The following is a 24,371-nucleotide window of genomic DNA, read 5'->3' as shown; positions in this document are numbered from 1 at the left end:
CGGGCATGGCCCGTGTTCGCGGGCAAGCCCACTCCTACAGAAACGAGCAACGCTGTATTTTCAGGTTGTGCGCCAGGTAATTTCCTCTTCACCGTCGGCGCTTATGCGCACCCAGCGGTCGGCATCTTCTTCGCCGTCTTCCTCTACCCAGCCACCCGGCGCGCAGCGCACTTCCACACCCAGTGCGGCAAATGCAGCGCGGGCGCAAGCGACATCATCGGCCCATGGCGTCTGGTCGCTTTCCAGGTACAGGCTGTTCCATTTCCCTACAGCCTTGGGTAACCAGGTGACCGGAATGTTACCGACCTTGCATTTGAATGTCTGGCCTTTCTGCTGCCAGTCGCTGCATGGGCCAATCGCCTGGGCGAGCCACTGGGCAATCTGCTTGTGGTCGACGTCGGCGTCCTTCAGGTAAATCTCGATATCTGGTTGGCGCATAAGGGCTCCGGGTGTGCTCAGTCTTGGCGCACGAAATAGTCATAACGCATGGAAACCGTAACCTCGAACGGCTCGGGCTGGTCGATCACCCGGGCGCGTTTTTCGGCGCTGGCGCGCCAGCCGTGCGGGGTCATGGCGAGCAGGTCGGCGCGCGCCTTGGGCACGGCCAGGTTCAAGCGGAACTCGAGGGTTTCGCTATGGGCGTGGGCCATGCCTTCGGGGACGAGGGCCAGGTGCTTGTCGTCGGCGTAAGGGCGTACTTCATCGTAGAGCACCTCACGCAACTCCATCAGGTGGCCGCTGGTCGGGCCGACCCGCATCAGGCCGCCGCCGGGGCTGAGCAGGCGCTTGGCTTCGGCCCAGTCCAGCGGGCTGAACACGCTGGCGATGAACTGGCAACTGGCGTCAGCCAGCGGCACCCGGGCCATGCTGGCGACCATCCAGGTGACCTGTGGCGCGCGGCGGCAGGCACGCTTGACCGCCTCGCGGGAGATGTCCAAGGCATAGCCCTCGGCAGCTGGCAGCGCCTGGGCGAGCAGCGCGGTGTAGTAGCCCTCGCCGCAGCCGATGTCCAGCCAGGCGCCGGGCCGGCGCTCGGCGGCAAGCTCGGCCAGCCGGTGGGCGACAGGGGCGTAGTGGCCCGCGTCGAGAAAGTCGCGGCGGGCCTCGACCATGGCCTGGTTGTCACCCGGGTCGCGGCTGTTCTTGTGCTGCACCGGCAGCAGGTTCAGGTAACCTTGGCGCGCTCGGTCGAAGCGGTGACCGGCCGGGCACACCACACTGTTGTCGAGCCGGCTCAGCGGCGCCTGGCAAAGAGGGCAGGCGAGCATCAGGCGAGCAACCGAACCAGGGTCTGGTAGTAGATTTCGGTCAGCAGGTCGAGGTCGCTGGCCAGAATCCGCTCGTCCACCTGGTGAATGGTGGCGTTGACCGGGCCAAGCTCGACCACCTGGGTACCCATGGTGGCGATGAAGCGGCCATCGGAGGTACCCCCGCTGGTAGACGGCTGGGTGTCGCGGCCGGTGACGCCCTTGATGCTGTGTGCCACCGCGTCGAGCAGTTCGCCCGGTTCAGTGAGGAACGGCAGGCCTGAAAGCGCCCAGTCGATCGACCAGTCCAGTTCATGCTTGTCGAGAATCGCCGACACTCGCGCCTGCAGGCCTTCGACGGTCGACTCGGTGGAGAAGCGGAAGTTGAACAGCGCGGTCAGCTCGCCCGGTACCACGTTGGTGGCGCCGGTGCCGGAATTGAGGTTGGAGATCTGGAAACTGGTCGGCGGGAAGAACGCGTTGCCTTCGTCCCAGTGCTCGGCTGCCAGTTCCGCCAGGGCCGGGGCGGCCAGGTGGATCGGGTTGCGTGCCAGGTGCGGGTAGGCCACGTGGCCCTGCTTGCCGCGCACGGTCAGCTTGGCACCCAGCGAACCACGGCGGCCGTTCTTGACCACGTCACCCAGCAGGGTGGTGCTGGAGGGTTCGCCGACGATGCACCAGTCCAGGCGTTCGTTGCGTGCTTTGAGGCGCTCGACCACTGCCTTGGTGCCGTGGTGGGCCGGGCCTTCCTCGTCGCTGGTGATCAGGAAGGCGACCTTGCCGCGGTGGTTCGGGTAGTCGTGCACGAAGCGCTCGCTGGCGATCACCATGGAGGCCAGGCTGCCTTTCATGTCGGCGGCGCCACGGCCGCAGAGCATGCCGTCAGCGTCGATCAGCGCTTCGAATGGTTCGTGCTGCCATTGCTGCACCGGGCCGGTGGGCACCACGTCGGTGTGGCCGGCAAAGCACAGCACCGGGCCGTCCTGGCTGCCGTGGGTGGCCCAGAAGTTGTCTACGTCTTCAATGCGCATCGGCTCGAGCGCGAAGCCCACGGCGCCCAGGCGCTTCATCATCTGCGCCTGGCAGTCGGCGTCGACAGGGGTGACCGAGGGGCGACGGATCAGGTCGCAGGCCAGTTGAAGGGTAGGCGAGAGCTCGGCAGGGGCCGTCATGGGGGACTCCGGGGCAAGGCAAGGCGGGGAAATCTGAGGGGCGTTATCTTATATCAAACCGATGTGGCAGTGGGGCCGCGTTGCGGCCCATTCGCGGCACAAGGCCGCTCCCACAGGTCATGCACATGCCTGATGGGCTGCGGTCATCCTTGTGGGAGCGGCCTTGTGCCGCGACAGGGCTGCAAAGCAGCCCCGGCAATCTCAAGCCTGTTGCGGCTCGGCAGCCTTCTCCACTGGCTTGGGCAGCGAAGACAGCAACGCCATCACCAGCGCTGCCACATAAGGCAACGACTGCACCAGCAACATCGCCACCCAGAAGCGCATGTCCGAACTCGGCAGCCCTTGCACCAGGTAGATACCCAACGCCGCGCCCCACAGCAGCAACATGATGAACAGCTCTTCGCGCGCTTCGGAAAGTGCCACCAACAGCCCATGGCTGTCGGCATTCTTGGGCGTGCGGAAAAACGGCATGCTGCTGGTGAAAAAGCCGTAAAGCACCGCCTTGGCAATGGTATGCGACAGCGCCAGGCCGGCCAGCGCTGCGGCGAAGGCGTCCTTGAGGTTGACCCCCACCGCACGGCGGTAAAGGAAAATGATCTTGCCGACCTTGAAGAAGAACAGCGCCAGCGGCGGGATGGCGAAGATCATCAGCGGCGGGTCGACGCGGTGCGGCACGATGATCATTGCCGCTGACCACAGCAGCGCACCGATAGTAAAGAAGATATTCATGCCGTCGGCGACCCACGGCAGCCAGCCGGCCAGGAAGTGGTAGCGCTGGCCACGGGTCAGCTCGCTGCCCTTGCCGCGCAACAGGGCACTGGCGTGGTGTTTGATGATCTGAATGGCGCCGTAGGCCCAGCGGAAGCGCTGCTTCTTGAAATCGATGAAGGTGTCAGGCATCAGGCCCTTGCCGTAGCTGTTGTGGGCGTAGGCGGCCGACAGGCCTTTCTCGAACACGCGCAGGCCCAGCTCGGCGTCCTCGCAGATGCACCATTCGGCCCAGCCCAGCTCTTCCAGTACCGTGCGCCGGGTCATGGTCATGGTGCCGTGCTGGATGATTGCGTCACGGTCGTTGCGGGTGACCATGCCGATGTGGAAGAAGCCCTTGTACTCGCTGTAGCACAGCTTCTTGAAGGCGCTTTCGTGCTGGTCGCGGTAGTCCTGCGGCGACTGCACCACGGCAATTTTCGGATCGGCGAAGTGCGGCACCATGTGCTTGAGCCAGTTGCGGTCGACGCAGTAGTCCGAGTCGATCACCGCAATCACCTCAGCGTCCTTGGCCGTGTGCGGGATCAGGTAGTTGAGCGCGCCGCCCTTGAAGCCGGCCAGTGGCGCGACGTGGAAAAACTTGAAGCGCTCGCCGAGCTTCTCGCAGTGAGCCTTCAGCGGCTCCCACACGGCCGGGTCCTTGGTGTTGTTGTCGATCACCAGCACTTCGTAGTCGGGGTAGTCCAGCGCGGCCAGGGCGTCGAGGGTCTGCTTCACCATCTCAGGTGGCTCGTTGTAGCACGGCACATGCACCGATACCTTGGGCCGGTAGGCGCTGTCGGCCTGTACCGGCAGGAACTCGCGTCGGCGCTTGTGTATCCATACGGCCTCGGCCAGTTCATGGGCCTCGGTAAGCAGCACGATGAACACGCCCAGCGCGCCAAGAGCAAGCAGTACGCCCACGGTCAGGCTGAACCAGGTGCTGTACTGCTGGCTGTAGTCGTAGGCAATCCACACCAGTACCGACCCGCACAAAAAGGTGATGAAGGTCAGGAATGTGCGGCCGCGCTGGCGCAGGGCCGAGCCGTCGATGAACAGCACCATCAGCGCAATCATCGCCAGCACCACCGAGGCCACCGCCAGGGCTCGCCACTGCGGGATCGCCACCACGGGCCCATCGAAGTTGAATTTTTGCTGACGCTCGGCGTTGTACACGCCCCAATAGGCGCCTACCGAGCCTTCGTCGCTAGCCTTCCACGGCTGGTCATAGGCTTCGATGACAAAGTAGTTGTAGCCACGGCGGTTGAGGGTATTGACCAAGGTGCGCAGGTAGATGGCCTGGTCGGCCTGGCTGGCATCGGCACCACCGCGCATGCGGCCGTTGCTCGGCCAGCCGACCTCGGACAACAGCAGGGGTTTGCGCGGGAACTGGTGCTTCAGCTCCCGGGCGCGGTCGAGCACGAACTCGACCGAATCCTTCATCGGGACGAATTCCCAGTAGGGCAGGATGTGCGCGGCAATCAGGTCGACGTGCTTGGCGATCTCCGGGTTTTCCTTCCAGATGTGCCATTGTTCACTGGTGGTCACCGGTACCTTGACGGCTGCGCGTACCCGGTCCAGGTATTTGATCAGGTTTTCCGGGGTGACTTCTTCACGGAACAGCGCCTCGTTGCCGACCACTACCCGCACCACGCTGCGCGAGGTGTTGGCCAACTGGATGGCCGTGGCGATTTCGCGCTCGTTGCGTTCCAGGTCCGGGCTGATCCAGATCCCCAGCGTCACCCGCAAGCCAAACTCCTCGGCCAGGCGCGGGATGTCGGCCTGGGTGCCCTCCACGGTATAGATTCGGATGCTGTCGGTCAGTTTGCTCAACTGCTCCAGGTCCTGGCGCATCTCGTCGTCAGTGGGGTACTGGCCCTTCTGCGGGCTTTCACCCAGGCGGAACGGCGAATACGAAAAGCCAGAGATCTGTTCTGGCCAGGCAGGGGCGGAGACCGGGCGGTTGATCAGTGCCCAGAACCCGGTGAACAACGCGGCGATGGCCAGCACCACAACCAGGTTCAGGCCGAATTTACGTGAAGACATTGTCGTCCATTTGTGTCGAAGTGATAGGACATTAAAGCAGGGTTAGTAGTCTCTTTCCTAACGATGCAGGCCATGGGCCCGCTGGCATATAATGCGCGCCGGTTTTTTGGGGTATGAACATGAGCACAGAAGATCCACGCTTCGCCGGCGTTGCCCGGCTGTATGGCGACCAGGGGCTGCAGCGCCTGGGGCAGGCCCATGTGGCTGTGGTCGGTATTGGCGGGGTAGGGTCCTGGGTGGCTGAAGCGCTGGCCCGCAGTGGCGTGGGCGAAATCAGCCTGTTTGACCTGGACGACGTCTGCGTCAGCAACACTAACCGCCAGGCCCATGCCCTGGAAGGCCAGGTGGGGCGGCCCAAGGTCGACGTCATGGCTGAACGCTTGCGTGCGATCAACCCGGCATGCACGGTGCATGCGGTAGCGGACTTCGTTACCCGTGAAACCATGGCCGAGCATATCCACGAGCACCTGGACTGTGTGATCGACTGCATCGACAGCGTCATGGCCAAGGCGGCGTTGATTGCCTGGTGCCGGCGGCGAAAGATTGCCATCGTTACCACGGGTGGCGCTGGTGGGCAGATCGACCCGACCCAGATCCAGATCGCCGACCTGAACAAGACCTTCAACGACCCACTGGCCTCGCGGGTGCGCTCCACCTTGCGCCGCGATTACAACTTCTCGCGCAATGTCAGCCGCAACTATGGTGTGCCGTGCGTGTTCTCAAGCGAACAGCTGCGTTATCCCAAGGGTGATGGCAGCGTTTGCCTGCAAAAAAGCTTTGTAGGGGAGGGGGTAAGGCTGGACTGCTCGGGTGGCTTTGGTGCAGTGATGATGGTGACCGCGACCTTTGGCATGGTGGCGGCGAGCAAGGCGATCGAGAAATTGGTGGCGGGTGCGCGGCGGCCTTCGGAGCGGATCAAGCCTGAGTAATCATTCACAGGCCAACTCGCTCCTTGTAGGAGCGGCCTTGTGCCGCGAAAGGGGCGCGTAGCGGCCCCATTTCAGCCTCTCCACGAAGATTGCTGGGGCCGCTGGGCGGCCCTTTCGCGGCACAAGGCCACTCCTACAGGGAGCAGCGTATGCCTTGGATTTAGTGGTTGGACGCCAACTCCGCCATTCGCTGCAACACCGCATGCAACCCATTGCTGCGCGACGGCGACAGTTGGCGCTCCAGGCCCAGTTGGGTGAACCACCCACGCAGATCAAGGCCGGCCAGCTGTTCACTGGTCAACCCCTGCACCCGCACCAGCAACAACGCCAGCAGCCCGCGCAACAAGCGTGCATCGCTGCTGGCCTTGAACCGCCACTGCCCATCGACGAGTTCGGCCATCAGCCACACCAGGCTTTCGCAGCCATGCACCCGGTTGGCTTCGGTCTTGTCAGTCTCGGCCAGCGGCTCCAGGCGGTCGCCCCACTGCATCAGCAGCCGGGCGCGCTGTTCCCAGCCCTTGCCCTGTTCAAACGCTTCCAGCGCCTGGCGCGCCTGTTCCGGCATGCTCATCGCAGCAACTCCAGGCCCTGATCAAGCGCAGCGAAGAAGCGCTGCAAGTCGTCGCTGTCGTTGTACAAGCCCAGCGATACGCGGATTGCGCCCTCCAGCCCCAGCCCTTGCAAGAGCGGCATGGCGCAGTGGTGTCCGGCACGCACGGCTATCCCTTGCTCGGTGAGCAGGTGGGCGATATCTGCGTTGTGCACGCCCTCGATGACGAAGCTGGCCAGCGCCGTCTGCGGTGCCCCCAATACCCGCACGCCCTCACGGTCAGCCAGGCCGCGCAGCAGGCGCTGGTGCAGGCTGGTTTCGTGGGCTTCGACAGCCTGGACGTCGAGGCTGGCCAAATAATCCAGGGTCGCCCCCAGGCCTATCACCCCGGCGATTGGCGGCGTACCCGCCTCGAACCCCAGCGGTGCAGGGCGAAAGCTGGCGCTCTGGTACTCGGCCAGTTGCACCATCTCGCCACCGAACTGCCAATGGCGCAGCAGCTCCAGCGCCCGAGTGTGGCCGTACAGCACGCCAACCCCATCCGGGCCGTACAACTTGTGGCTGGAGAACACATAGAAGTCGCAGCCCAGTTGCTGCACATCGTGGCGACCATGCACCACGCCCTGGGCACCGTCGACCACGGTCAGCGCGCCTTGTGCGCGGGCATGGGAAAGCAGGGCCGGCAGCGGTTGCCAGGTACCCAGTACGTTGGACAGCTGGCTGACGGCGAGCACCCGGGTGCGCGGGCCTATCAGTTGCAGTGCCTGGTTCAGGTCGATGCGGCCAAAGGCATCCAGCGGCAGTATCACCAGGCGCAGGTTGCGCCGGCGTGCCAGCTGTTGCCAGGGCAGCAGGTTGGCATGGTGCTCCAGCGCGCTGATGGCAATTTCGTCACCGGCTTCGAAGCGGTGCTCAAGGCCGTAGGCCAGCAGGTTCAAGGCCGAGGTGGCACCGTGGGTGAACACGATCTGCCGTGAGTCCGCAGCATTCAACCAGGCGGCGACCTTGTCTCGGCTGGTTTCGAAAGCCTGGGTCGCCAGTGCACCGGGCAGGTGCTGGGCACGGTGTACGTTGGCCGCGCCATGGCTGTAGTAATGGCTCAAGGCATCGATCAGGGCTTGCGGCTTTTGGGTGGTAGCGGCGCTGTCCAGGTAGGTCTGGTGCTGCCGTTGCAGGGCGGCGATGGCGGGGAAGTCGGCACGCCAGGGGGAGGGCTGGAACATGTTCACGGGGCCTGGAATGAAAATCGGGTCTGGCGTGGTGCCAGACCCGATCTTAACATTTCAAACGCCAAGCATGCTCAGTTGTGAGCGTGCAGCGCCTCGTTCAGCTCGATGGCCGACTTGTGGGTCTTGCATTCTACCGCGCCATTCAGCGAGTTGCGGCGGAACAGCAGGTCGGTCTGGCCGGCCAGGTCGCGGGCCTTGACCACCTTGACCAGCTCGTTGTTCTCGTCCAGCAGGTTCACCTTGGTGCCAGCGGTGATGTACAGGCCGGCTTCAACGGTGTTGCGGTCGCCCAGCGGAATGCCGATACCAGCGTTGGCGCCGATCAGGCAGCCTTCGCCCACCTTGATGACGATGTTGCCGCCACCGGACAGGGTACCCATGGTCGAGCAACCGCCGCCCAGGTCGGAACCTTTGCCAACGAATACGCCGGCGGACACGCGGCCTTCGATCATGCCCGGGCCTTCGGTGCCCGCGTTAAAGTTGACGAAGCCTTCGTGCATGATGGTGGTGCCTTCGCCGATGTAGGCGCCCAGGCGCACACGGGCGGTATCGGCGATGCGCACGCCGGCCGGGACCACGTAGTCGGTCATCTTCGGGAACTTGTCCACCGAGAACACTTCCAGCAGCTCGCCCTTCAGGCGCGCTTCCAGTTGCAGCTCGGCCAGTTCGGCCAGGTCGACCGCGCCCTGGTTGGTCCAGGCTACGTTCGGCAGCAGCGGGAAGATGCCAGCCAGGCTCAGGCCGTGTGGCTTGACCAGGCGGTGCGACAACAGGTGCAGCTTGAGGTAGGCCTCTGGGGTGGAGGTCAGGGCAGCGTCTTCGGCCAGCAGGGTAGCGACCAGCGGCTTGTGGCTTTCGGCCAGGCGGGTCAGCAGGGCGGCCTGGGCCGCATCCACGCCTTTCAGGGCTTCGGCCAATTTCAAGGCCTGGCCGTTGCTGAAGGCGATGGCCTGGTTGCCACCTTCGTAACCGAGAACAGGGGCTACAGCGGCAACCAGCTCGGCGCTCGGGTTGAGCAGCGGTTGCGCGTAGAACACTTCCAGCCAGGCGCCCTGGCGGTTCTGGGAGCCGACACCGAAGGCCAGGCTGAACAGGGTATTGGACATGTGATTACCTCGTGCGAAATAGGGTGGGGGCTCAGGCCAGGGCAGCGGCGTACAGGTCCGGCTTGAAGCCGACCAGGGTGCGCGCGCCAAGGTCCAGCACCGGGCGTTTGATCATCGACGGCTGGGCCAGCATCAGCTCGACGGCCTTGGCCTGGTCGAGGTCTGCCTTGCTGGCGTCGTCCAGCTTGCGGAAGGTGGTGCCGGCACGGTTGAGGATGACTTCCCAGCCGTGTTCGTCGCACCAGCGGTTCAGGCGGTCGCGGTCGATGCCTTGGGTCTTGTAATCGTGAAATTCGTAGGCGATGGCTTTGTCTTCGAGCCAGGTACGCGCTTTTTTCATGGTGTCACAGGCTTTGATGCCGTAGAGCGTGTAGGTCATTGTGTACATTGGGGTTACAAGTCGCCCCAATCTCTCCGTCTTTCGATGTCAGTCGCGGGATTATGCGGGAACGAAACAGTGAGCGCCACGGGTGTACTTGCCTTGAGCCTTGCAGCGCCCATGAGATCGAGCGCCGCGCGGGCGGTGCTCGATCTCATGGGCGCTGCAAGAATCAAGGCCTGCACCTTCTGAAGTATCATCATGTTACATATTCCGCCGTCACCTGCGACTATCGTGCAGCGGCCCCGAACCGTCGGTCGCCGCTAACATATTGTTTCAATGGCGATGGTTCGCCTTGCTACCGTTTCTGGTTCACAAAGGAAGCTTTCCCGGATGCAGTCCGCCTACACCGTCCTCATCCTGCTGACGCTGGTCAGCCTGTCGAAGCTGGTCGGCCGCATGATCCCGCTGCCCTTGCCGCTGGTGCAGATCGCTGCCGGTGCCTTGCTGGCCCTGCCGACACTGGGGCTGCATGTGGCCCTGGACCCCGAGTTGTTCCTGTTCCTGTTTTTGCCGCCCCTGCTCTTTGCCGACGGTTGGCGCATCCCCAAGCGTGAGTTGTGGCGCATTCGCGGGCCAGTGGTGGCGCTGGCCGTAGGGTTGGTGCTGTTCACTGTGGTCGGGGCCGGCTATTTCATTCACTGGCTGCTGCCGAGCATCCCCCTGCCGGTGGCTTTCGCCTTGGCGGCGGTGCTGTCGCCGACCGATGCCGTGGCGGTTTCGGCCATCGCCCAGGACCGCCTGCCCACCCCGCTGATGCACATGCTGCAGGGGGAGGCCCTGATGAACGATGCATCGGGCCTGGTGACCTTCAAGTTCGCCCTTGCGGCGGCGATCACCGGGGTGTTTTCGCTGGCCGATGCCAGCTTCAGCTTTGTGCTGGTCGCGCTTGGCGGTCTGGCGGTGGGGGTGGGCCTGAGCTGGCTGGTCGGCCGCCTGCGCGCCTGGATGATCGCCCGCGGCTGGGACGACCCGGCCACCCACGTGGTGTTCATGCTGCTGCTGCCGTTCGCGGCCTACGTGCTGGCCGAGCGCCTGGGCGTTTCGGGCATCCTTTCGGCGGTAGCGGCCGGCATGATGCAAAGCTGGCTCGACCTGCTGCCACGCCAGACCAGCACCCGCCTGCTTAACCGGAGCGTCTGGTCGTTGCTGGAGTTCGCCTTCAATGGCCTGATCTTCCTGCTGTTGGGCCTGCAGTTGCCAGACATCATCAAGGCGGTGGTCAGCCACGAAGCCACCGTGTGGCCGACCCTGGCCTACCGCTGCCTGGACGTGGTGGCGATCTTTGCTGCACTGATCCTGCTGCGGTTCATCTGGGTGCAGAGCATCTGGCGGTCGATCGGCGTGGTGCGCCGCTGGCGCGGCAAACCGGCGCTGGTGCTGATGCCTACGGCGCGCTCCTGCTGGCTGCTGACCTTGGGCGGCGTGCGCGGGGCGGTGACCCTGGCGGGTGTGATGTCGGTGCCGTTGCTGATGGGGGCGGGCAAGGCCTTCCCTGAGCGTGATTTGCTGATTTTCATTGCCGCCGGGGTGATCCTGCTGTCGTTGATCAGCGCCTGCATCGCGCTGCCGATATTGCTGCGCGGGGTGACCAAGAGCCCGGACGAACGCTTGCACCAAGAGGTGCAGGAAGCCTGGCGGCGCACGGCCGAGGCAGCGATTCATGCCCTGGAAGCAGAGGAGGTGATCGACGCCAATGCCCCGCAAGATGCTGCGCAGGCGACCCTGGCGACCGAGCTGAAGGCACGGTTGATGGCTGAGTATCGGGATGAACTGGACAGCTACAACGACAGTGCCGAGGCCAAGGCCCTGGCCGAACAGATGGACTTGCTGGAGCGGCGTTTGCGCTTGCGTGCGCTGAGGGCGCAGCGGCTGGAGCTGTATAACCTGCATCGCCAGCACCAGGTGGGCGATGAGGTGGTGCGGCAGGTGCTTGGGGAGCTGGATATGAGTGAGGCCAACCTGGGGCAGGTCAAGTAGATCTCCTTGTTGCCATTCGCGGGACAAGCCCGCTCCCACAGGTCCTCCATTTGAGGTTGCTGGAGGCCTGTGGGCGCGGGCTTGTCCCGCGAATGGGGCGCACAGCGCCCCCAGCTCAATTAGCGGTTTTGCAGGAAGGCACGAATCCGCTCTGCCGCCTCGATGCACTCGGCCAGCGGTGCAACCAGCGCCATGCGTACGCGCCCGGCGCCTGGGTTCACACCCTCCACTTCACGCGACAGGTACGAGCCTGGTACCACGGTCACATGCTGGGCTTCGAACAGGTCGCGGGTGAATTCGGCATCGCAGCCCGGCACCTTGGCCCACAGGTAGAAGCTGCCATCCGGGCGCTGCACGTCCAGCACCGGCTGCAGGATGTCCAGCACGGCATCGTATTTGGCGCGGTACTGGTCACGGTTCTCGCGCACATGCGCCTCGTCCTGCCACGCGGCAATGCTGGCCAGCTGGGTTTGCACCGGCATGGCACAGCCGTGGTAGGTGCGGTACAGCAGGAACGGCTTGATGATCTTGGCGTCGCCAGCCACAAAGCCCGAACGCAGGCCCGGCAGGTTGGAGCGCTTGGACAGGCTATGGAACACCACGCAGCGGGCAAAATCACTACGGCCAAGCTCGGCGCAGGCGGTCAGCAGGCCCGGTGGTGGCGCATCTTCGTCGAAGTACAGCTCGCTGTAGCACTCGTCGGCGGCGATCACGAAGTCGTGTTCGTCAGCCAGGGCAATCAGCTTTTTCAGGGTGTCCATCGGCACCAATGCACCGGTGGGGTTGCCCGGCGAGCACAGGAACAGGATCTGGCAGCGCTTCCACACGTCCGCCGTTACGGCATCGAAATCGGGGTTGAAACCGTTGCTTTCCAAGCAGGGCAGGTAGTGCGGTGTAGCCCCGGCCAGCAGTGCTGCGCCTTCGTAGATCTGGTAGAACGGGTTTGGGCTGATTACCAGGCCGTCATCTGCACGGTTGACCACCGCCTGGGTGAAGGCAAACAGCGCTTCACGGGTGCCATTGACCGGCAGGATGTGCTGCTCGGCATCCAGCCAGCCGGCCGGCACACCAAAACGCTGCTCGCACCACTGGCCGATGGCCTGGCGCAGGGCCGGCACGCCGATGGTGCTGGGGTACACCGCCAGCTTGTCAAGGTTGTCGGCCATGGCCTGGGCCACGAACGCCGGCGATTCGTGCTTCGGCTCACCGATCGACAGGGCGATGGCGCGTTTGTCCGCCGCAGGCTTCACGCTGCCCAGCAGGGCGCGGAGCTTTTCGAACGGGTAGGGCTGAAGCTGGGTCAAGGCATGGTTCATCGGCGCAAGGTCTCGTCAATCGTCTAATCGTTAAATGGTCACGCGGGTCGGGCTGGTGTCGCTACCTTGGCCGGCTTGTAGCTGCTGCACGATGGCCTCCTGCAGGCGGCTGCACAGCTGCGGGTCGGACAGCGGCTGGTTGTCGGCATCAGTGATGAAGAACACGTCTTCCACCCGTTCGCCCAGAGTGGCGATCTTGGCGTTCTGCAGCGACAGGTCGAACTCCAGGAAAATGCGCCCCAGCCGGGCCAGCAGGCCCGGGCGGTCGGGTGCGGTGATTTCGAGGATGGTCACTGGCCGCTGGGCATCGTTGAGGATGGTCACCTGCGGCGGGAAGTCGAAGTGCTTGAGCTGGCGCGGCACCCGGCGCTGGATGATGGTCGGGTAGTCTTCAGGGTTGCGCAGCGCTTCGGTCAGGCCATCGCGAATCTGCTTGACCCGCTGCGGGTTGTCGCCGATCGAGCCGCCGTCGTTGTCCAGCACAATGTAGGTGTCGAGGGTGAACTGGCTGCTCGACGTGATGATCCGCGCGTCATGGATGTTCAGGTTCAGCTGCGACATGGCCGCCACCGTCACGGCAAAGAAATCGTGCTGATCGGGGGCGTAGATGAAGATCTGCGTGCCGCCTTCGAACTCCCGCTGGGTGGTTTCCTTGATCAGCACCAGGGGCCCGCCATCAGCCGGTTGCTGCAGGATCGCATCCGTATGCCAGGCTACGTCGGCGGCGGTGTGCTTGAGGAAGTAGTCATCACCCAGTTGCGACCACAGCTGCTCGACGTCGTCCGGGTCGGTACCCTCGCGCACCAGAATATCCAGTGCTGAGGACTGCGTCTGGCGGATCTGCTCTTCGCGGTCCAGCGGGTTTTCCAGGCCGCGGCGCAGGGCGCGCTTGGTCTCGCTGTAGAGCTGGCGCAACAGACTGGCCCGCCACGAGTTCCACAGGCTGGGGTTGGTGGCATTGATGTCGGCCACGGTCAGCACGTACAGGTAGTCCAGGCGCGTCTCGTCGCCCACGTGCAGGGCAAAGTCGTTGATTACCTGCGGGTCGGACAAGTCCTTGCGCTGGGCTGTGGTCGACATCACCAGGTGGTTCTGCACCAGCCAGACGATCAACCGGCTGTCCCAGGCCGGCAACTGGTGTCGCTCGCAGAACTTCTTCGCATCCACCGCGCCCAGCTCGGAATGGTCGCCCTGGCGACCTTTGCCGATGTCGTGGTAAAGGCCGGCAAGGTAGATCAGCTCGGGCTTGGGCAGGCGCCCCATCAGCTTGCTGGCCAGCGGGAATTTCTCGGACACCGGTGTGTACTGCAGCTTGCGCAGGTGCTTGATGAGGTTGAGGGTGTGTGCATCGACCGTATAGATGTGGAACAGGTCATGCTGCATCTGCCCGACGATCAGGCCGAACTCCGGCAGGTAGCGGCCAAGGATGCCGTAGCGGTTCATCCGCCGCAGGTTGCGGTGGATGCCGATTTCGCACTTGAACAGCTCGATGAACAGGCTGGTGTTGCGGATATCGGTGCGGAAAGTGTCGTCGATCAGGTGGCGGTGCTCACGCAGCAGGCGCACCGTATCGGCGCGCACGCCCTTGATTTCCGGGTGCTGGGCCATCAGCACGAAGATTTCCAGCATGGCGAACGGTGTGCGCTTGAACACGTTCGGGTGGGTGGCCTCGATATAGCCGTCGTGCAGGCGAAAGCGTGCATTCAGCGGTTGGGTGGTGCCGCTGTCTTCGTCGGCGAGGATGACCTCTTCGAAGTGCTGGATGATCAGGTCGCACAGCTGGCTGATGCTCATCACCACCCGGTAGTACTGCTGCATGAACTGCTCGATTGCCCGCTTGGGGTTGTCGTCGCTGTACCCAAGCAGCGCGGCGAGGCTGCGCTGGTGGTCGAACAGCAGGCGGTCCTCGGCGCGACCGGCCAGCATGTGCAGGGCGTAACGTACCTTCCACAGAAAATCCTGGGACGAGGCCAGCAGTTCGTTCTCGCTTTCCAGCAAGAAACCCTCGCCGGCCAGCGCGTGCAGGTTCAGGGTGCCGTACTGGCGGCGGGCCACCCACAGCACGGTCTGGATGTCGCGCAGGCCGCCGGGCGAGCCCTTGACGTTAGGTTCGAGGTTGTACTCGGTGTCGTTGTACTTGTGGTGACGGGCCTTGAGTTCGGCGCGTTTGGCCAGGAAGAAGTCTTTGCTCGGCCACATGTGCGCGGTGCTGGTCACCTCCAGCATGCGCTGGCGCAGGGCCTCGGGGCCGGCGATGGTGCGGCTTTCCATCAGGTTGGTAATCACCGTCAGGTCCGCGCGGGCCTGTTCGGCGCACTCGTCGACGGTGCGCACGCTCTGGCCCACTTCCAGGCCGATGTCCCACAGCAGGGTGAGAAAGCGTTCGATGGCGTCGCGGTATTGTTCGTGCTCGGCGGCGCCCAGCAAAATCAGCAGGTCGATGTCTGAATGCGGGTGCAGCTCACCGCGCCCGTAGCCACCCACCGCGACCAGGGCGATGCCATTCTGGTCGCCCCAGTCGAACTGGTTCCACGCCTGTTGCAGGATATTGTCGACGAGCCAGGCGCGGGCTTCGATCAGTGGACGGATATCGTCGCCACTGCGGAAACGCTTGTCGAGCACCTCGCCGGCCTGGCGGATGGCTTTCTTGAAGGCGGCGATGGGGCTCGCCTTGAGGGCCAGTTCCGCCTGGAACTGGCCGCGGTCGAACAGCTCGGGGTCCACCTGGGGCATCGCGTCACGTTCCTGTCGTCGGGTGGCCTGTGGGAGTGCGGTCAGGCCGAGGTGCGCGGGATGGTGTCGTCCTTGCGCAGGGTGAAGATCTCATAACCGGTCGCGGTCACCACCAGGGTGTGTTCCCACTGGGCCGAGAGCTTGCGGTCCTTGGTGATGGCGGTCCAGCCGTCGCCCAGCACCTTGGTGTCGGCCTTGCCCTGGTTGATCATCGGCTCGATGGTGAAGGTCATGCCTTCTTTAAGCTCCATGCCGGTGCCGGCGCGGCCGTAGTGCAGGATCTGCGGTTCTTCGTGGAACACCTTGCCGATGCCGTGGCCGCAGAACTCGCGTACCACCGAGAAGCCGTTCTTTTCCGCGTGCTTCTGGATCACTTCGCCGATATCGCCCAGGCGGCAGCCCGGCTTGACCAGCTCGATGGCCTTGTACATGCACTCCTGGGTAACCTTGGACAGGCGCTCGGCCCACACCGGCACGTTGCCCACGTGGAACATGCGGCTGGTATCGCCGTGGTAGCCGTCCTTGATCACGGTGACGTCGATGTTGAGCGTGTCACCGTCCTTGAGCGGCTTGTCGTTGGGGATGCCGTGGCAGACCACATGGTTGATCGAGGTGCAGATCGACTTCGGGTAGCCCTTGTAGTTGAGCGGCGCCGGGATGGCCTGCTGGACGTTGACGATATAGTCGTGGCACAAGCGGTCGAGCTCTTCGGTGGTAACACCGGGCTTGACGTGCTCCTCGATCATTTCCAGCACCTCGGCGGCCAGGCGGCCGGCGATGCGCATCTTCTCGATGTCTTCTGCGGTCTTGATGTTGACGGTCATTACAGGCTCTCTACGGCGCCGCACGCGGCGCGAACAAACGGGAAAGGCCGGATTCTAGCAGAGCAGGGCGGCATTCTGTCGGGATAAAGGCGGCCATGCTGCTGTCTACAGGAGGCATTCTGGCCTGTTTGGCGGGGCGCTGCAAAAACCGCTGACAGACGCAACCTCATTCGGGTTTCGTTCGCTGGCGGTCTGTGGTATAACATGCGCCGCTTTCGGGGACGACCCCGTAAGCCTAAACCCACACACGTGTCGACACGATGACCTGGGTGCCCCGGATTCTCGAATTTGCGGGTTGGTCATTGGGACGCGTGGAGGCCCAACCCGACTTACCAAGGAACTATCATGTCCCAAGTCAATATGCGCGATATGCTGAAGGCCGGTGTGCACTTCGGCCACCAGACCCGTTACTGGAACCCGAAAATGGGCAAGTACATTTTCGGCGCGCGTAACAAGATCCACATCATCAACCTGGAAAAAACCCTGCCAATGTTCAACGACGCCCTGGCGTTCGTAGAGCGTCTGGCTCAGGGCAAGAACAAGATCATGTTCGTCGGCACCAAGCGTTCCGCCGGCAAGATCGTCGCCGAGCAAGCTGCTCGTGCCGGTTCGCCATACGTTGACCACCGCTGGTTGGGCGGCATGCTGACCAACTACAAGACCATCCGCGCTTCGATCAAGCGTCTGCGCGACCTGGAAGCCCAGGCCGAAGACGGCACCTTTGCCAAGCTGACCAAGAAAGAAGCCCTGATGCGTTCGCGCGATCTGGAAAAGCTGGACCGCAGCCTGGGTGGTATCAAGGACATGGGCGGTCTGCCTGATGCCCTGTTCGTGATCGACGTTGACCACGAGCGCATTGCTATCACCGAAGCTAACAAGCTGGGCATCCCGGTTATCGGCGTTGTCGATACCAACAGCAGCCCGGAAGGTGTTGACTACATCATCCCAGGCAACGACGACGCCATCCGCGCCATCGAGCTGTACATGACTTCGATGGCTGACGCCATCATCCGCGGCCGCAACAACGTTGCTGGCGGCACCGAAGTCTATGTTGAAGAAGCGGCTGCACCTGCTGCTGAGTAATAGGCGCTAGCGTCTACTTGGCACGCAAAAAGGGGGCTTTGCCCCCTTTTTGCCACCTTGAAATCCTGCTGTCAGCAAGGGCCCCGCATTATGGGTTGGCTGAGATAACAACAGCGGATTCGCAGAATTTAACGCCCGTGACGAACGGGTGGAATGGTTGAAAAACTTTCCAAGAGGATTTTGAAATGGCAGCAATTACTGCAGCGCTGGTAAAAGAACTGCGCGAGCGTACTGGCGAAGGCATGATGGATTGCAAGAAAGCCCTGGAAAAGGCTGGCGGCGACATCGAGAAAGCCATTGACGACATGCGTGCCTCGGGCGCCATCAAGGCCGCCAAAAAGGCTGGCAACGTCGCTGCTGAAGGCGCTATCGCCGTCAAGACCGACGGTAAATCCGCCGTTCTGCTGGAAGTGAACTCGCAGACCGACTTCCTGGCCCTGCAAGACGACTTCAAGAACTTCGTTGCCGAAAGCCTTGAAGAAGCCTTCGCCCAGAAACTGACCGACGCCGCTCCGCTGATCGCCTCGCGTGAAGCAGCTCGTGAAGCCCTGGTTGCCAAGTGTGGCGAGAACGTCAACATCCGTCGCCTGGTGCGCGTTGAAGGTGACGTTGTCGGTGCCTACCTGCACGGCAACAAGATCGGCGCAGTCGTCGTTCTGAAAGGCGGTGACGTCGAGCTGGCGAAGAACATCGCCATGCACGTTGCAGCGTCGAACCCTGAGTTCCTGGATTCGTCGGAAATCTCCGCCGAGGCCATCGAGCGCGAGAAGAATGTCTTCCTGCAGCTGAACGCCGACAAGATTGCCGGCAAGCCGGAAAACATCGTTGAGAACATGATCAACGGCCGTATCACCAAGTTCAAGGCTGAAGCTTCGCTGAAAGAGCAGGCCTTCGTCATGAACCCAGAAGTCAAGGTTGGCGAGCTGGCCAAGAAAGCCGGCGCTGAAATCGTTTCCTTCACCTACTTCAAAGTAGGCGAAGGCATCGAGAAGCCAGTCGACGACTTCGCTGCTGAAGTTGCCGCTCAGGTAGCTGCCGCCAAGCAGTAAGACAGCCCCGTCTGTCGCCCCAAAGAGGCTGCCCGCTCACGCGCGCAGCCTCTTTGTCAAAACGGCGAAGGGTTTATGAAACCCGCCGCCGCTGGCACCAAAGCGGTGCCACGCTACAGTTAGCAGGCTGAAAACAGCCCGCACGAATTTTCTAAAGTACGCCGCAGGAGAGACTCGCAATGGCTCAGCAGGTGAGTGGTCGCCAACCTCGCTATAAACGCATTTTGCTCAAACTTAGCGGCGAGGCCCTGATGGGCTCGGAAGACTTCGGGATCGACCCGAAGGTGCTGGATCGCATGGCCCTTGAAGTTGGCCAGTTGGTAGGGATTGGTGTCCAGGTCGGCCTGGTGATTGGCGGTGGCAACCTGTTCCGTGGCGCTGCACTCAGCGCAGCCGGCATGGACCGCGTCACCGGTGACCACATGGGTATGCTGGCCACCGTGATGAACGGCCTGGCCATGCGCGATGCGCTGGAGCGCTCGAACATCCCGGCCCTGGTCATGTCCGCCATCTCCATGGTCGGCGTCACCGATCATTATGATCGCCGCAAAGCTATTCGCCACCTCAACTCCGGGGATGTGGTAATTTTCTCCGCCGGTACCGGCAACCCGTTCTTCACCACCGACTCCGCCGCTTGCCTGCGCGCCATCGAAATCGATGCCGACGTCGTGCTGAAGGCGACCAAGGTCGATGGTGTGTACACTGCCGATCCATTCAAGGACCCACACGCCGAGAAGTTCGATCACCTGACCTACGATGAGGTCCTGGATCGCAAGCTGGGTGTGATGGACCTGACCGCAATCGTCCTGTGCCGCGACCACGGGATGCCATTGCGGGTATTCAACATGAACAAGCCTGGCGCCCTGCTGAACATCGTGGTGGGTGGCGCTGAAGGTACTCTGATCGAGGAAGGCCAAGCATGATCAACGACATCAAGAAAGACGCGCAGGAGCGCATGACCAAGTCCCTTGAGGCCCTGAGCCGTAACCTGGCGGCGATCCGCACCGGTCGTGCCCACCCAAGCATCCTGGATAGCGTCAAGGTCACTGCCTGGGGCAGCGAAATGCCGCTGAACCAGGTGGCTGCGATCAGCGTCGAAGATGCCCGCACCCTGAAAATTGTCGCTCATGACAAAAACCTCAGCGCTGCCATCGAAAAGGCCATTCTTACCTCTGACCTGGGCCTGAACCCGTCCAGCGCCGGCACTACCATTCGTGTGCCAATGCCAGCCCTGACCGAGGAAACCCGCAAGAACTATACCAAGCAGGCCAGTGGCGTGTGCGAGGATGCCAAGGTTGCCGTGCGCAACGTACGCCGCGACGCCCTTGCCGACCTGAAGAAGCTGACCAAGGACAAGGAAATCAGCGAAGACGAAGAACGTCGCGCCGCTGACGAGATCCAGAAGCTGACCGACAAGTTCGTTGCCGAAGTCGATGCTGCCTTCAAAGCCAAGGAAAAGGACCTGATGGCCGTCTAAGGCCGGGGTTTCTTAATGGAAAAGACCAAGCCAGTGGCGCCGTCCTCGGTGCCGCGTCACGTCGCGATCATCATGGATGGCAACAACCGCTGGGCGAAAAAACGCCTGCTGCCCGGCGTTGCCGGGCACAAGGCGGGTGTAGACGCCGTTCGCGCGGTCATCGAAGTGTGTGCCAAGTCCGGGGTCGAGGTACTGACCCTGTTCGCGTTCTCCAGCGAAAACTGGCAGCGCCCCGCCGAAGAGGTCGGTGCGCTGATGGAGCTGTTCTTCTCGGCCCTGCGCCGCGAGGCGAAGCGCCTCAACGAGAACAACATCAGCTTGCGCATCATCGGTGACCGTTCGCGTTTCCATCCCGAACTGCAAGCTGCCATGCGCGAGGCCGAGGCGCTGACCGCCGGCAACAACCGCTTCATCCTGCAGATTGCGGCCAACTACGGTGGCCAGTGGGACATCGCTCAGGCCGCTCAGCGGCTGGCGCGGGAAGTGCAAGCCGGGCACCTGCGCCCGGAAGACATTACCCCGGGCCTGCTGCAGACCTGCCTGGCAACCGGCGAGCTACCGCTGCCGGACCTGTGCATTCGCACCGGTGGCGAGCACCGCATCAGCAATTTCCTGTTGTGGCAGCTGGCCTACGCCGAGCTGTATTTCTCCGACCTGTACTGGCCGGACTTCAAACACGAGGCCATGCGCAATGCCCTGGCCGATTTCGCTTCGCGCCAGCGCCGCTTCGGTAAGACCAGCGAGCAGGTCGAGGCTGGAGCTCGTGCTTAATGCTTAAACAACGCATCATGACTGCGCTGATCCTGCTGCCGATCGCGCTGGGTGGCTTCTTCCTGCTCAACGGCGGGGATTTCGCCCTGTTCATCGGCTTCGTGGTGACCCTTGGCGCCTGGGAGTGGGCACGTCTGGCCGGGTTGATGGCCCAGCCGCTGCGTATCGCCTATGCCGCGGTGGTCGCCGGAGCGCTGATGTTGCTGTACATCCTTCCGGAGCTGGCGCCCTGGGTGCTGGGTGCTGCAGTGATCTGGTGGGGGCTGGCCACCTGGCTGGTGCTTACCTACCCGCGTAGCAGCGAGCTGTGGGCCAGTGCCGCCTGCCGGTTGCTGATCGGCCTGCTGGTATTGCTGCCTGCCTGGCAGGGGCTGGTGTTGCTCAAGCACTGGCCGCTGGGCAATTGGCTGATCCTGTCGGTCATGGTGCTGGTGTGGGCCGCCGACATTGGCGCTTACTTCTCTGGCAGGGCCTTCGGCAAGCGCAAGCTGGCCCCGCAGGTCAGCCCAGGCAAGAGCTGGGAAGGCGTGTATGGCGGCCTGGCGGTGAGCCTTGCGATTACGTTGGCGGTTGGCATCAGCCGTGACTGGGGTTTCGGTCAGATCCTGCTGGGCCTGCTGGGTGCCGCGCTGCTGGTCATGTCCTCGGTGGTCGGTGACCTGACAGAGAGCATGTTCAAACGCCGCTCCGGTATCAAGGACAGCAGTAATCTGCTGCCCGGCCATGGTGGTGTACTCGACCGCATTGACAGCCTTACTGCGGCGATCCCGATTTTTGCCGTGTTGTTGTGGGCTGCCGAATGGGGTGTGATGTGAGCCGTCCGCAACGTATTACCGTACTCGGGGCCACCGGCTCCATCGGTCTGAGCACGCTGGATGTGATCGCGCGCCACCCCGATCGCTATCAGGTGTTCGCCCTCAGCGGTTATTCGCGCATCGACGAGTTGCTGGCCCTGTGCATGCGCCATCGCCCGGCCTTCGCTGTAGTGCCGAGTGCCGAAGCAGCTGTGCGACTGCGCGAAAACCTGGCGGCTGCCGGCTGCACCACCGAGGTGCTGGAAGGCGAGGCCGGGCTTTGTCAGGTGGCTTCGGCAGCGGAAGTGGATGCGGTGATGGCAGCGATTGTCGGCGCTGCCGGCCTGCGCCCCACCTTGGCTGCCGTCGAGGCGGGCAAGAAGGTGCTGCTGGCCAACAAGGAAGCCTTGGTAATGTCCGGTGCGCTGTTCATCGAGGCCGTGCGGCGCAGCGGTGCCGTGCTGTTGCCGATCGATAGCGAGCACAACGCGATCTTCCAGTGCATGCCCGGCGACTACGCGCGTGGCCTGAGCGCGGTTGGCGTGCGCCGGATACTGCTGACGGCTTCCGGTGGCCCGTTCCGTGAAACGCCGGTCGAAGCTTTGCTGGATGTGACGCCGGAGCAGGCCTGTGCGCATCCCAACTGGTCGATGGGGCGCAAGATTTCCGTGGATTCGGCCAGCATGATGAACAAGGGGCTCGAGCTGATCGAGGCCTGCTGGTTGTTCGATGCCCCTCCGGCCAAGGTCGAGGTGGTGGTGCACCCACAGAGTGTCATTCACTCCCTGGTCGATTACGTGGACGGTTCGGTGCTGGCGCAGCTGGGTAATCCGGACATGCGTACGCCGATCGCCAATGCCCTGGCGTGGCCTGAACGTATCGATTCCGGGGTGGCCCCGCTCGACCTGTTCGCCATCGCCCGTCTGGATTTCCATGCGCCCGACGAACAGCGCTTCCCTTGCCTGCGCCTGGCGCGGCAGGCTGCCGAGGCGGGCAACAGCGCACCCGCCGTACTCAATGCAGCCAATGAGGTGGCGGTCGAAGCATTTCTTGAGCGGCGTATCCGCTTTCCGGAGATCGCGGGTATGATCGAACAGGTGCTCGATCAGGAGCCCGTCGTGCCGCTGCCGTCGCTGGACGCGGTGTTCGCCGCCGACCAGCGTGCCCGGGAGCTTTCCCGTGAGTGGCTGAGGCGTCACGGTCGCTGATGCAAACCCACCCAGGTTTCTGAGGGGGCTGGCATACAGCCGGCCCGCTGAACATCATTCGGAGATGGACATGACAGCGCTCTACATGATTATCGGCACCCTTGTGGCTTTGGGTGTGCTGGTCACCTTCCACGAATTCGGCCACTTCTGGGTGGCGCGCCGCTGCGGCGTCAAGGTGCTGCGCTTCTCGGTGGGCTTCGGCACACCGCTGTTGCGCTGGCACGATCGCCATGGCACTGAGTTTGTGGTCGCCGCCATCCCGCTGGGTGGCTACGTGAAGATGCTCGACGAGCGCGAGGGTGATGTACCGCCAGCGCTGGCTGATCAGTCGTTCAACCGAAAGCCCGTGGGGCAGCGTATCGCGATCGTCGCGGCGGGCCCGATCGCCAACTTCCTGCTGGCCATCCTGTTCTTCTGGGTGCTGGCAATGATGGGTACCCAGCAAGTGCGGCCGGTGATCGGTGCGGTCGATGCTGGCAGCCTGGCTGCATCGGCCGGGCTGACCGCAGGTCAGGAAATCGTCTCTATCGACGGCAAGCCGACCAGCGGTTGGTCGGCGGTCAACTTGCAGCTTGTTCGTCGCCTTGGCGAGAGCGGCACCTTGCAGGTTGGGGTGCGCGACGAAGGCGCGTCCGCCGAGCGCCAACTGCCGGTCAAGCTGGACAGCTGGCTAAAGGGCGCTGACGAGCCGGACCCTATCCAGTCCCTGGGGCTGCACCCTTGGCGCCCGGCGATTGAGCCGGTGCTGGCCGAGATCGATCCGAAGGGGCCGGCTGCCGCTGCGGGCCTCAGGACGGGTGACAAGCTGCTGAGCATCGACGGTGTTGCCGTGACGCAATGGCAGCAGGTGGTCGACAGTGTGCGTGCCCGCCCGGCTGCCAATGTGGTAGTGCGTGTCGAGCGTGACGGCGCGGCCCTGGACGTGCGGGTAACCCTGGCGCGCAAGGGGGAGGGCAAGGCTGCCGGTGGTTATCTGGGTGCCGGAGTAAAAGGTGGCGAATGGCCTGCCAGCATGCTCCGCGAAATCAGCTACGGCCCGCTTGAAGCGGTGGGTGAGGGCTTGTCACGCACCTGGAGCATGAGCGTGCTGACCCTCGAATCGCTGAAGAAAATGCTGTTCGGGGAGCTCTCGGTAAAAAACTTGAGTGGACCGATAACCATTGCTAAAGTGGCGGGCGCTTCAGCCCAGTCCGGCGTGGGGGATTTCCTGAATTTCCTGGCCTACCTGAGCATAAGCCTGGGGGTTCTTAACTTGCTGCCCATCCCGGTACTGGATGGGGGGCATTTGCTGTTTTACCTGGTCGAGTGGGCGCGCGGTCGTCCGCTGTCGGATCGGGTGCAAGGTTGGGGGGTCCAGATCGGTATCAGTTTGGTCATAGGGGTGATGTTGCTCGCCCTGATCAACGATCTGGGTCGACTATAAAGCTTCGCTCAATTGCGAACCTGCCGCTTTTTCGCGGCAGGTTGTTTATTGCCAGTTGGAATAAAAGGACTTCATGAAACGTCTGCTGCTAACTGCGGTCATGTCCGCACTGATGATCGCTGAAGTTCACGCCGAGTCCTTCACCATCTCCGATATTCGCGTCAACGGCCTGCAGCGGGTTTCCGCTGGCAGTGTTTTCGGTGCCTTGCCGCTGAACGTCGGCGACCAGGCCGATGATCGCCGCCTGGTGGACTCGACCCGTTCCCTGTTCAAGACCGGCTTCTTTCAGGACATCCAGCTGAACCGCG

At 63.1% G+C, this 24,371-nt stretch carries 21 protein-coding genes and 1 pseudogene; 11 read left to right on the top strand and 11 right to left on the bottom strand.

All coding sequences use genetic code 11. The features are described from left to right. Nucleotides 1–60: 60 nt before the first annotated feature. The 4 genes from CKW35_RS08865 to CKW35_RS08850 all read right to left on the bottom strand — a co-directional run bounded on the left by CKW35_RS08865 (nucleotide 61) and on the right by CKW35_RS08850 (nucleotide 5,212). Nucleotides 61–438, bottom strand: coding sequence for a hypothetical protein (locus CKW35_RS08865; RefSeq protein WP_095115726.1), 378 nt, complete (start codon nucleotides 436–438; stop codon nucleotides 61–63). 17 nt (nucleotides 439–455) lie between these two features. Continuing rightward, a complete protein-coding gene (locus tag CKW35_RS08860) occupies nucleotides 456–1,268 on the bottom strand; it encodes a putative RNA methyltransferase (RefSeq protein WP_060517539.1) in 813 nt (270 codons plus the stop codon). Then, the gene (dapE, locus tag CKW35_RS08855) at nucleotides 1,268–2,419 is read right to left on the bottom strand and encodes a succinyl-diaminopimelate desuccinylase (protein ID WP_016485195.1); all 1,152 of its coding nucleotides are present in this window, start codon (nucleotides 2,417–2,419) and stop codon (nucleotides 1,268–1,270) included. Before dapE ends, CKW35_RS08860 begins: the two co-directional genes overlap by 1 nt. Before the next feature lie 201 nt (nucleotides 2,420–2,620). Continuing rightward, nucleotides 2,621–5,212: a glycosyltransferase gene (locus tag CKW35_RS08850; protein WP_095115724.1), complete on the bottom strand. Its 2,592-nt coding sequence runs from the start codon at nucleotides 5,210–5,212 to the stop codon at nucleotides 2,621–2,623. Between the two features lie 119 nt (nucleotides 5,213–5,331). Between CKW35_RS08850 and tcdA the strand changes: the two genes are divergently transcribed. Next, a complete protein-coding gene (tcdA, locus tag CKW35_RS08845; RefSeq protein ID WP_161775553.1) occupies nucleotides 5,332–6,141 on the top strand; it encodes a tRNA cyclic N6-threonylcarbamoyladenosine(37) synthase TcdA in 810 nt (269 codons plus the stop codon). Between the two features lie 160 nt (nucleotides 6,142–6,301). Here tcdA and CKW35_RS08840 read toward each other — a convergent pair whose 3' ends face one another. From CKW35_RS08840 to CKW35_RS08825, 4 genes are all read right to left on the bottom strand, one after another. After that, nucleotides 6,302–6,712 (bottom strand): SufE family protein, encoded by a 411-nt coding sequence (locus tag CKW35_RS08840; RefSeq protein ID WP_060517535.1) that lies wholly within the window; start codon nucleotides 6,710–6,712, stop codon nucleotides 6,302–6,304. Beyond that, nucleotides 6,709–7,914, bottom strand: a complete 1,206-nt coding sequence (locus tag CKW35_RS08835; RefSeq protein ID WP_095115722.1) for a cysteine desulfurase — start codon at nucleotides 7,912–7,914, stop codon at nucleotides 6,709–6,711. The genes CKW35_RS08840 and CKW35_RS08835 overlap by 4 nt, the downstream gene beginning before the upstream one ends. Before the next feature lie 77 nt (nucleotides 7,915–7,991). Further along, nucleotides 7,992–9,026, bottom strand: coding sequence for a 2,3,4,5-tetrahydropyridine-2,6-dicarboxylate N-succinyltransferase (gene dapD, locus CKW35_RS08830; RefSeq protein ID WP_016485200.1), 1,035 nt, complete (start codon nucleotides 9,024–9,026; stop codon nucleotides 7,992–7,994). 31 nt (nucleotides 9,027–9,057) lie between these two features. Continuing rightward, nucleotides 9,058–9,405: an ArsC family reductase gene (locus tag CKW35_RS08825; protein WP_031311924.1), complete on the bottom strand. Its 348-nt coding sequence runs from the start codon at nucleotides 9,403–9,405 to the stop codon at nucleotides 9,058–9,060. 333 nt (nucleotides 9,406–9,738) lie between these two features. Between CKW35_RS08825 and CKW35_RS08815 the strand changes: the two genes are divergently transcribed. Then, complete coding sequence (locus CKW35_RS08815) at nucleotides 9,739–11,385, top strand: Na+/H+ antiporter (RefSeq protein ID WP_023047678.1); 1,647 nt, start codon at nucleotides 9,739–9,741, stop codon at nucleotides 11,383–11,385. Nucleotides 11,386–11,504: 119 nt separating this feature from the next. Here the strand turns inward: CKW35_RS08815 and dapC are convergent, their stop codons facing one another. From dapC to map, 3 genes are read right to left on the bottom strand one after another with little or no spacing between them, the layout of a single operon-like run. Then, nucleotides 11,505–12,701 (bottom strand): succinyldiaminopimelate transaminase, encoded by a 1,197-nt coding sequence (gene dapC, locus CKW35_RS08810; protein ID WP_016485204.1) that lies wholly within the window; start codon nucleotides 12,699–12,701, stop codon nucleotides 11,505–11,507. A gap of 30 nt (nucleotides 12,702–12,731) precedes the next feature. Beyond that, on the bottom strand, nucleotides 12,732–15,434 hold the full coding sequence (locus CKW35_RS08805; RefSeq protein WP_016485205.1) for a [protein-PII] uridylyltransferase: 2,703 nt from the start codon (nucleotides 15,432–15,434) through the stop codon (nucleotides 12,732–12,734). A gap of 41 nt (nucleotides 15,435–15,475) precedes the next feature. Further along, a complete protein-coding gene (gene map, locus CKW35_RS08800; protein ID WP_016485206.1) occupies nucleotides 15,476–16,258 on the bottom strand; it encodes a type I methionyl aminopeptidase in 783 nt (260 codons plus the stop codon). 345 nt (nucleotides 16,259–16,603) lie between these two features. Here map and rpsB point away from each other — a divergent pair, with 345 nt between their 5' ends. The 9 genes and pseudogenes from rpsB to CKW35_RS08755 all read left to right on the top strand — a co-directional run. Continuing rightward, nucleotides 16,604–17,341 (top strand): 30S ribosomal protein S2, encoded by a 738-nt coding sequence (gene rpsB / locus CKW35_RS08795; protein ID WP_016485207.1) that lies wholly within the window; start codon nucleotides 16,604–16,606, stop codon nucleotides 17,339–17,341. A 185-nt stretch (nucleotides 17,342–17,526) separates the two neighbouring features. Continuing rightward, a complete protein-coding gene (gene tsf / locus CKW35_RS08790; protein ID WP_016485208.1) occupies nucleotides 17,527–18,390 on the top strand; it encodes a translation elongation factor Ts in 864 nt (287 codons plus the stop codon). A gap of 179 nt (nucleotides 18,391–18,569) precedes the next feature. After that, complete coding sequence (gene pyrH / locus CKW35_RS08785) at nucleotides 18,570–19,313, top strand: UMP kinase (protein ID WP_012270836.1); 744 nt, start codon at nucleotides 18,570–18,572, stop codon at nucleotides 19,311–19,313. Next, complete coding sequence (gene frr, locus CKW35_RS08780) at nucleotides 19,310–19,867, top strand: ribosome recycling factor (protein ID WP_060517531.1); 558 nt, start codon at nucleotides 19,310–19,312, stop codon at nucleotides 19,865–19,867. The genes pyrH and frr overlap by 4 nt, the downstream gene beginning before the upstream one ends. A gap of 15 nt (nucleotides 19,868–19,882) precedes the next feature. Beyond that, nucleotides 19,883–20,638: a polyprenyl diphosphate synthase gene (gene uppS, locus CKW35_RS08775; protein ID WP_016485210.1), complete on the top strand. Its 756-nt coding sequence runs from the start codon at nucleotides 19,883–19,885 to the stop codon at nucleotides 20,636–20,638. After that, nucleotides 20,638–21,453: a phosphatidate cytidylyltransferase gene (locus CKW35_RS08770; protein ID WP_016485211.1), complete on the top strand. Its 816-nt coding sequence runs from the start codon at nucleotides 20,638–20,640 to the stop codon at nucleotides 21,451–21,453. The genes uppS and CKW35_RS08770 overlap by 1 nt, the downstream gene beginning before the upstream one ends. Then, nucleotides 21,450–22,640 carry a 1-deoxy-D-xylulose-5-phosphate reductoisomerase gene (gene ispC / locus CKW35_RS08765; RefSeq protein WP_060517529.1) on the top strand — a complete coding sequence of 397 codons (1,191 nt, stop codon included), beginning with the start codon at nucleotides 21,450–21,452 and terminating at the stop codon, nucleotides 22,638–22,640. Before CKW35_RS08770 ends, ispC begins: the two co-directional genes overlap by 4 nt. A gap of 70 nt (nucleotides 22,641–22,710) precedes the next feature. After that, nucleotides 22,711–24,063 (top strand): RIP metalloprotease RseP, encoded by a 1,353-nt coding sequence (rseP, locus tag CKW35_RS08760; protein WP_016485213.1) that lies wholly within the window; start codon nucleotides 22,711–22,713, stop codon nucleotides 24,061–24,063. A 73-nt stretch (nucleotides 24,064–24,136) separates the two neighbouring features. Next, nucleotides 24,137–24,371: pseudogene (locus CKW35_RS08755) on the top strand (outer membrane assembly protein); the annotation flags it as partial.

It is taken from the genome of Pseudomonas sp. Irchel 3F3 (genome assembly GCF_900187545.1).
Taxonomy (GTDB): Bacteria; Pseudomonadota; Gammaproteobacteria; order Pseudomonadales; family Pseudomonadaceae; genus Aquipseudomonas; species Aquipseudomonas fortuita.
Note: the sequence above shows the minus strand (reverse complement) of the source record. Positions and strands in the feature narration are given on the sequence as shown.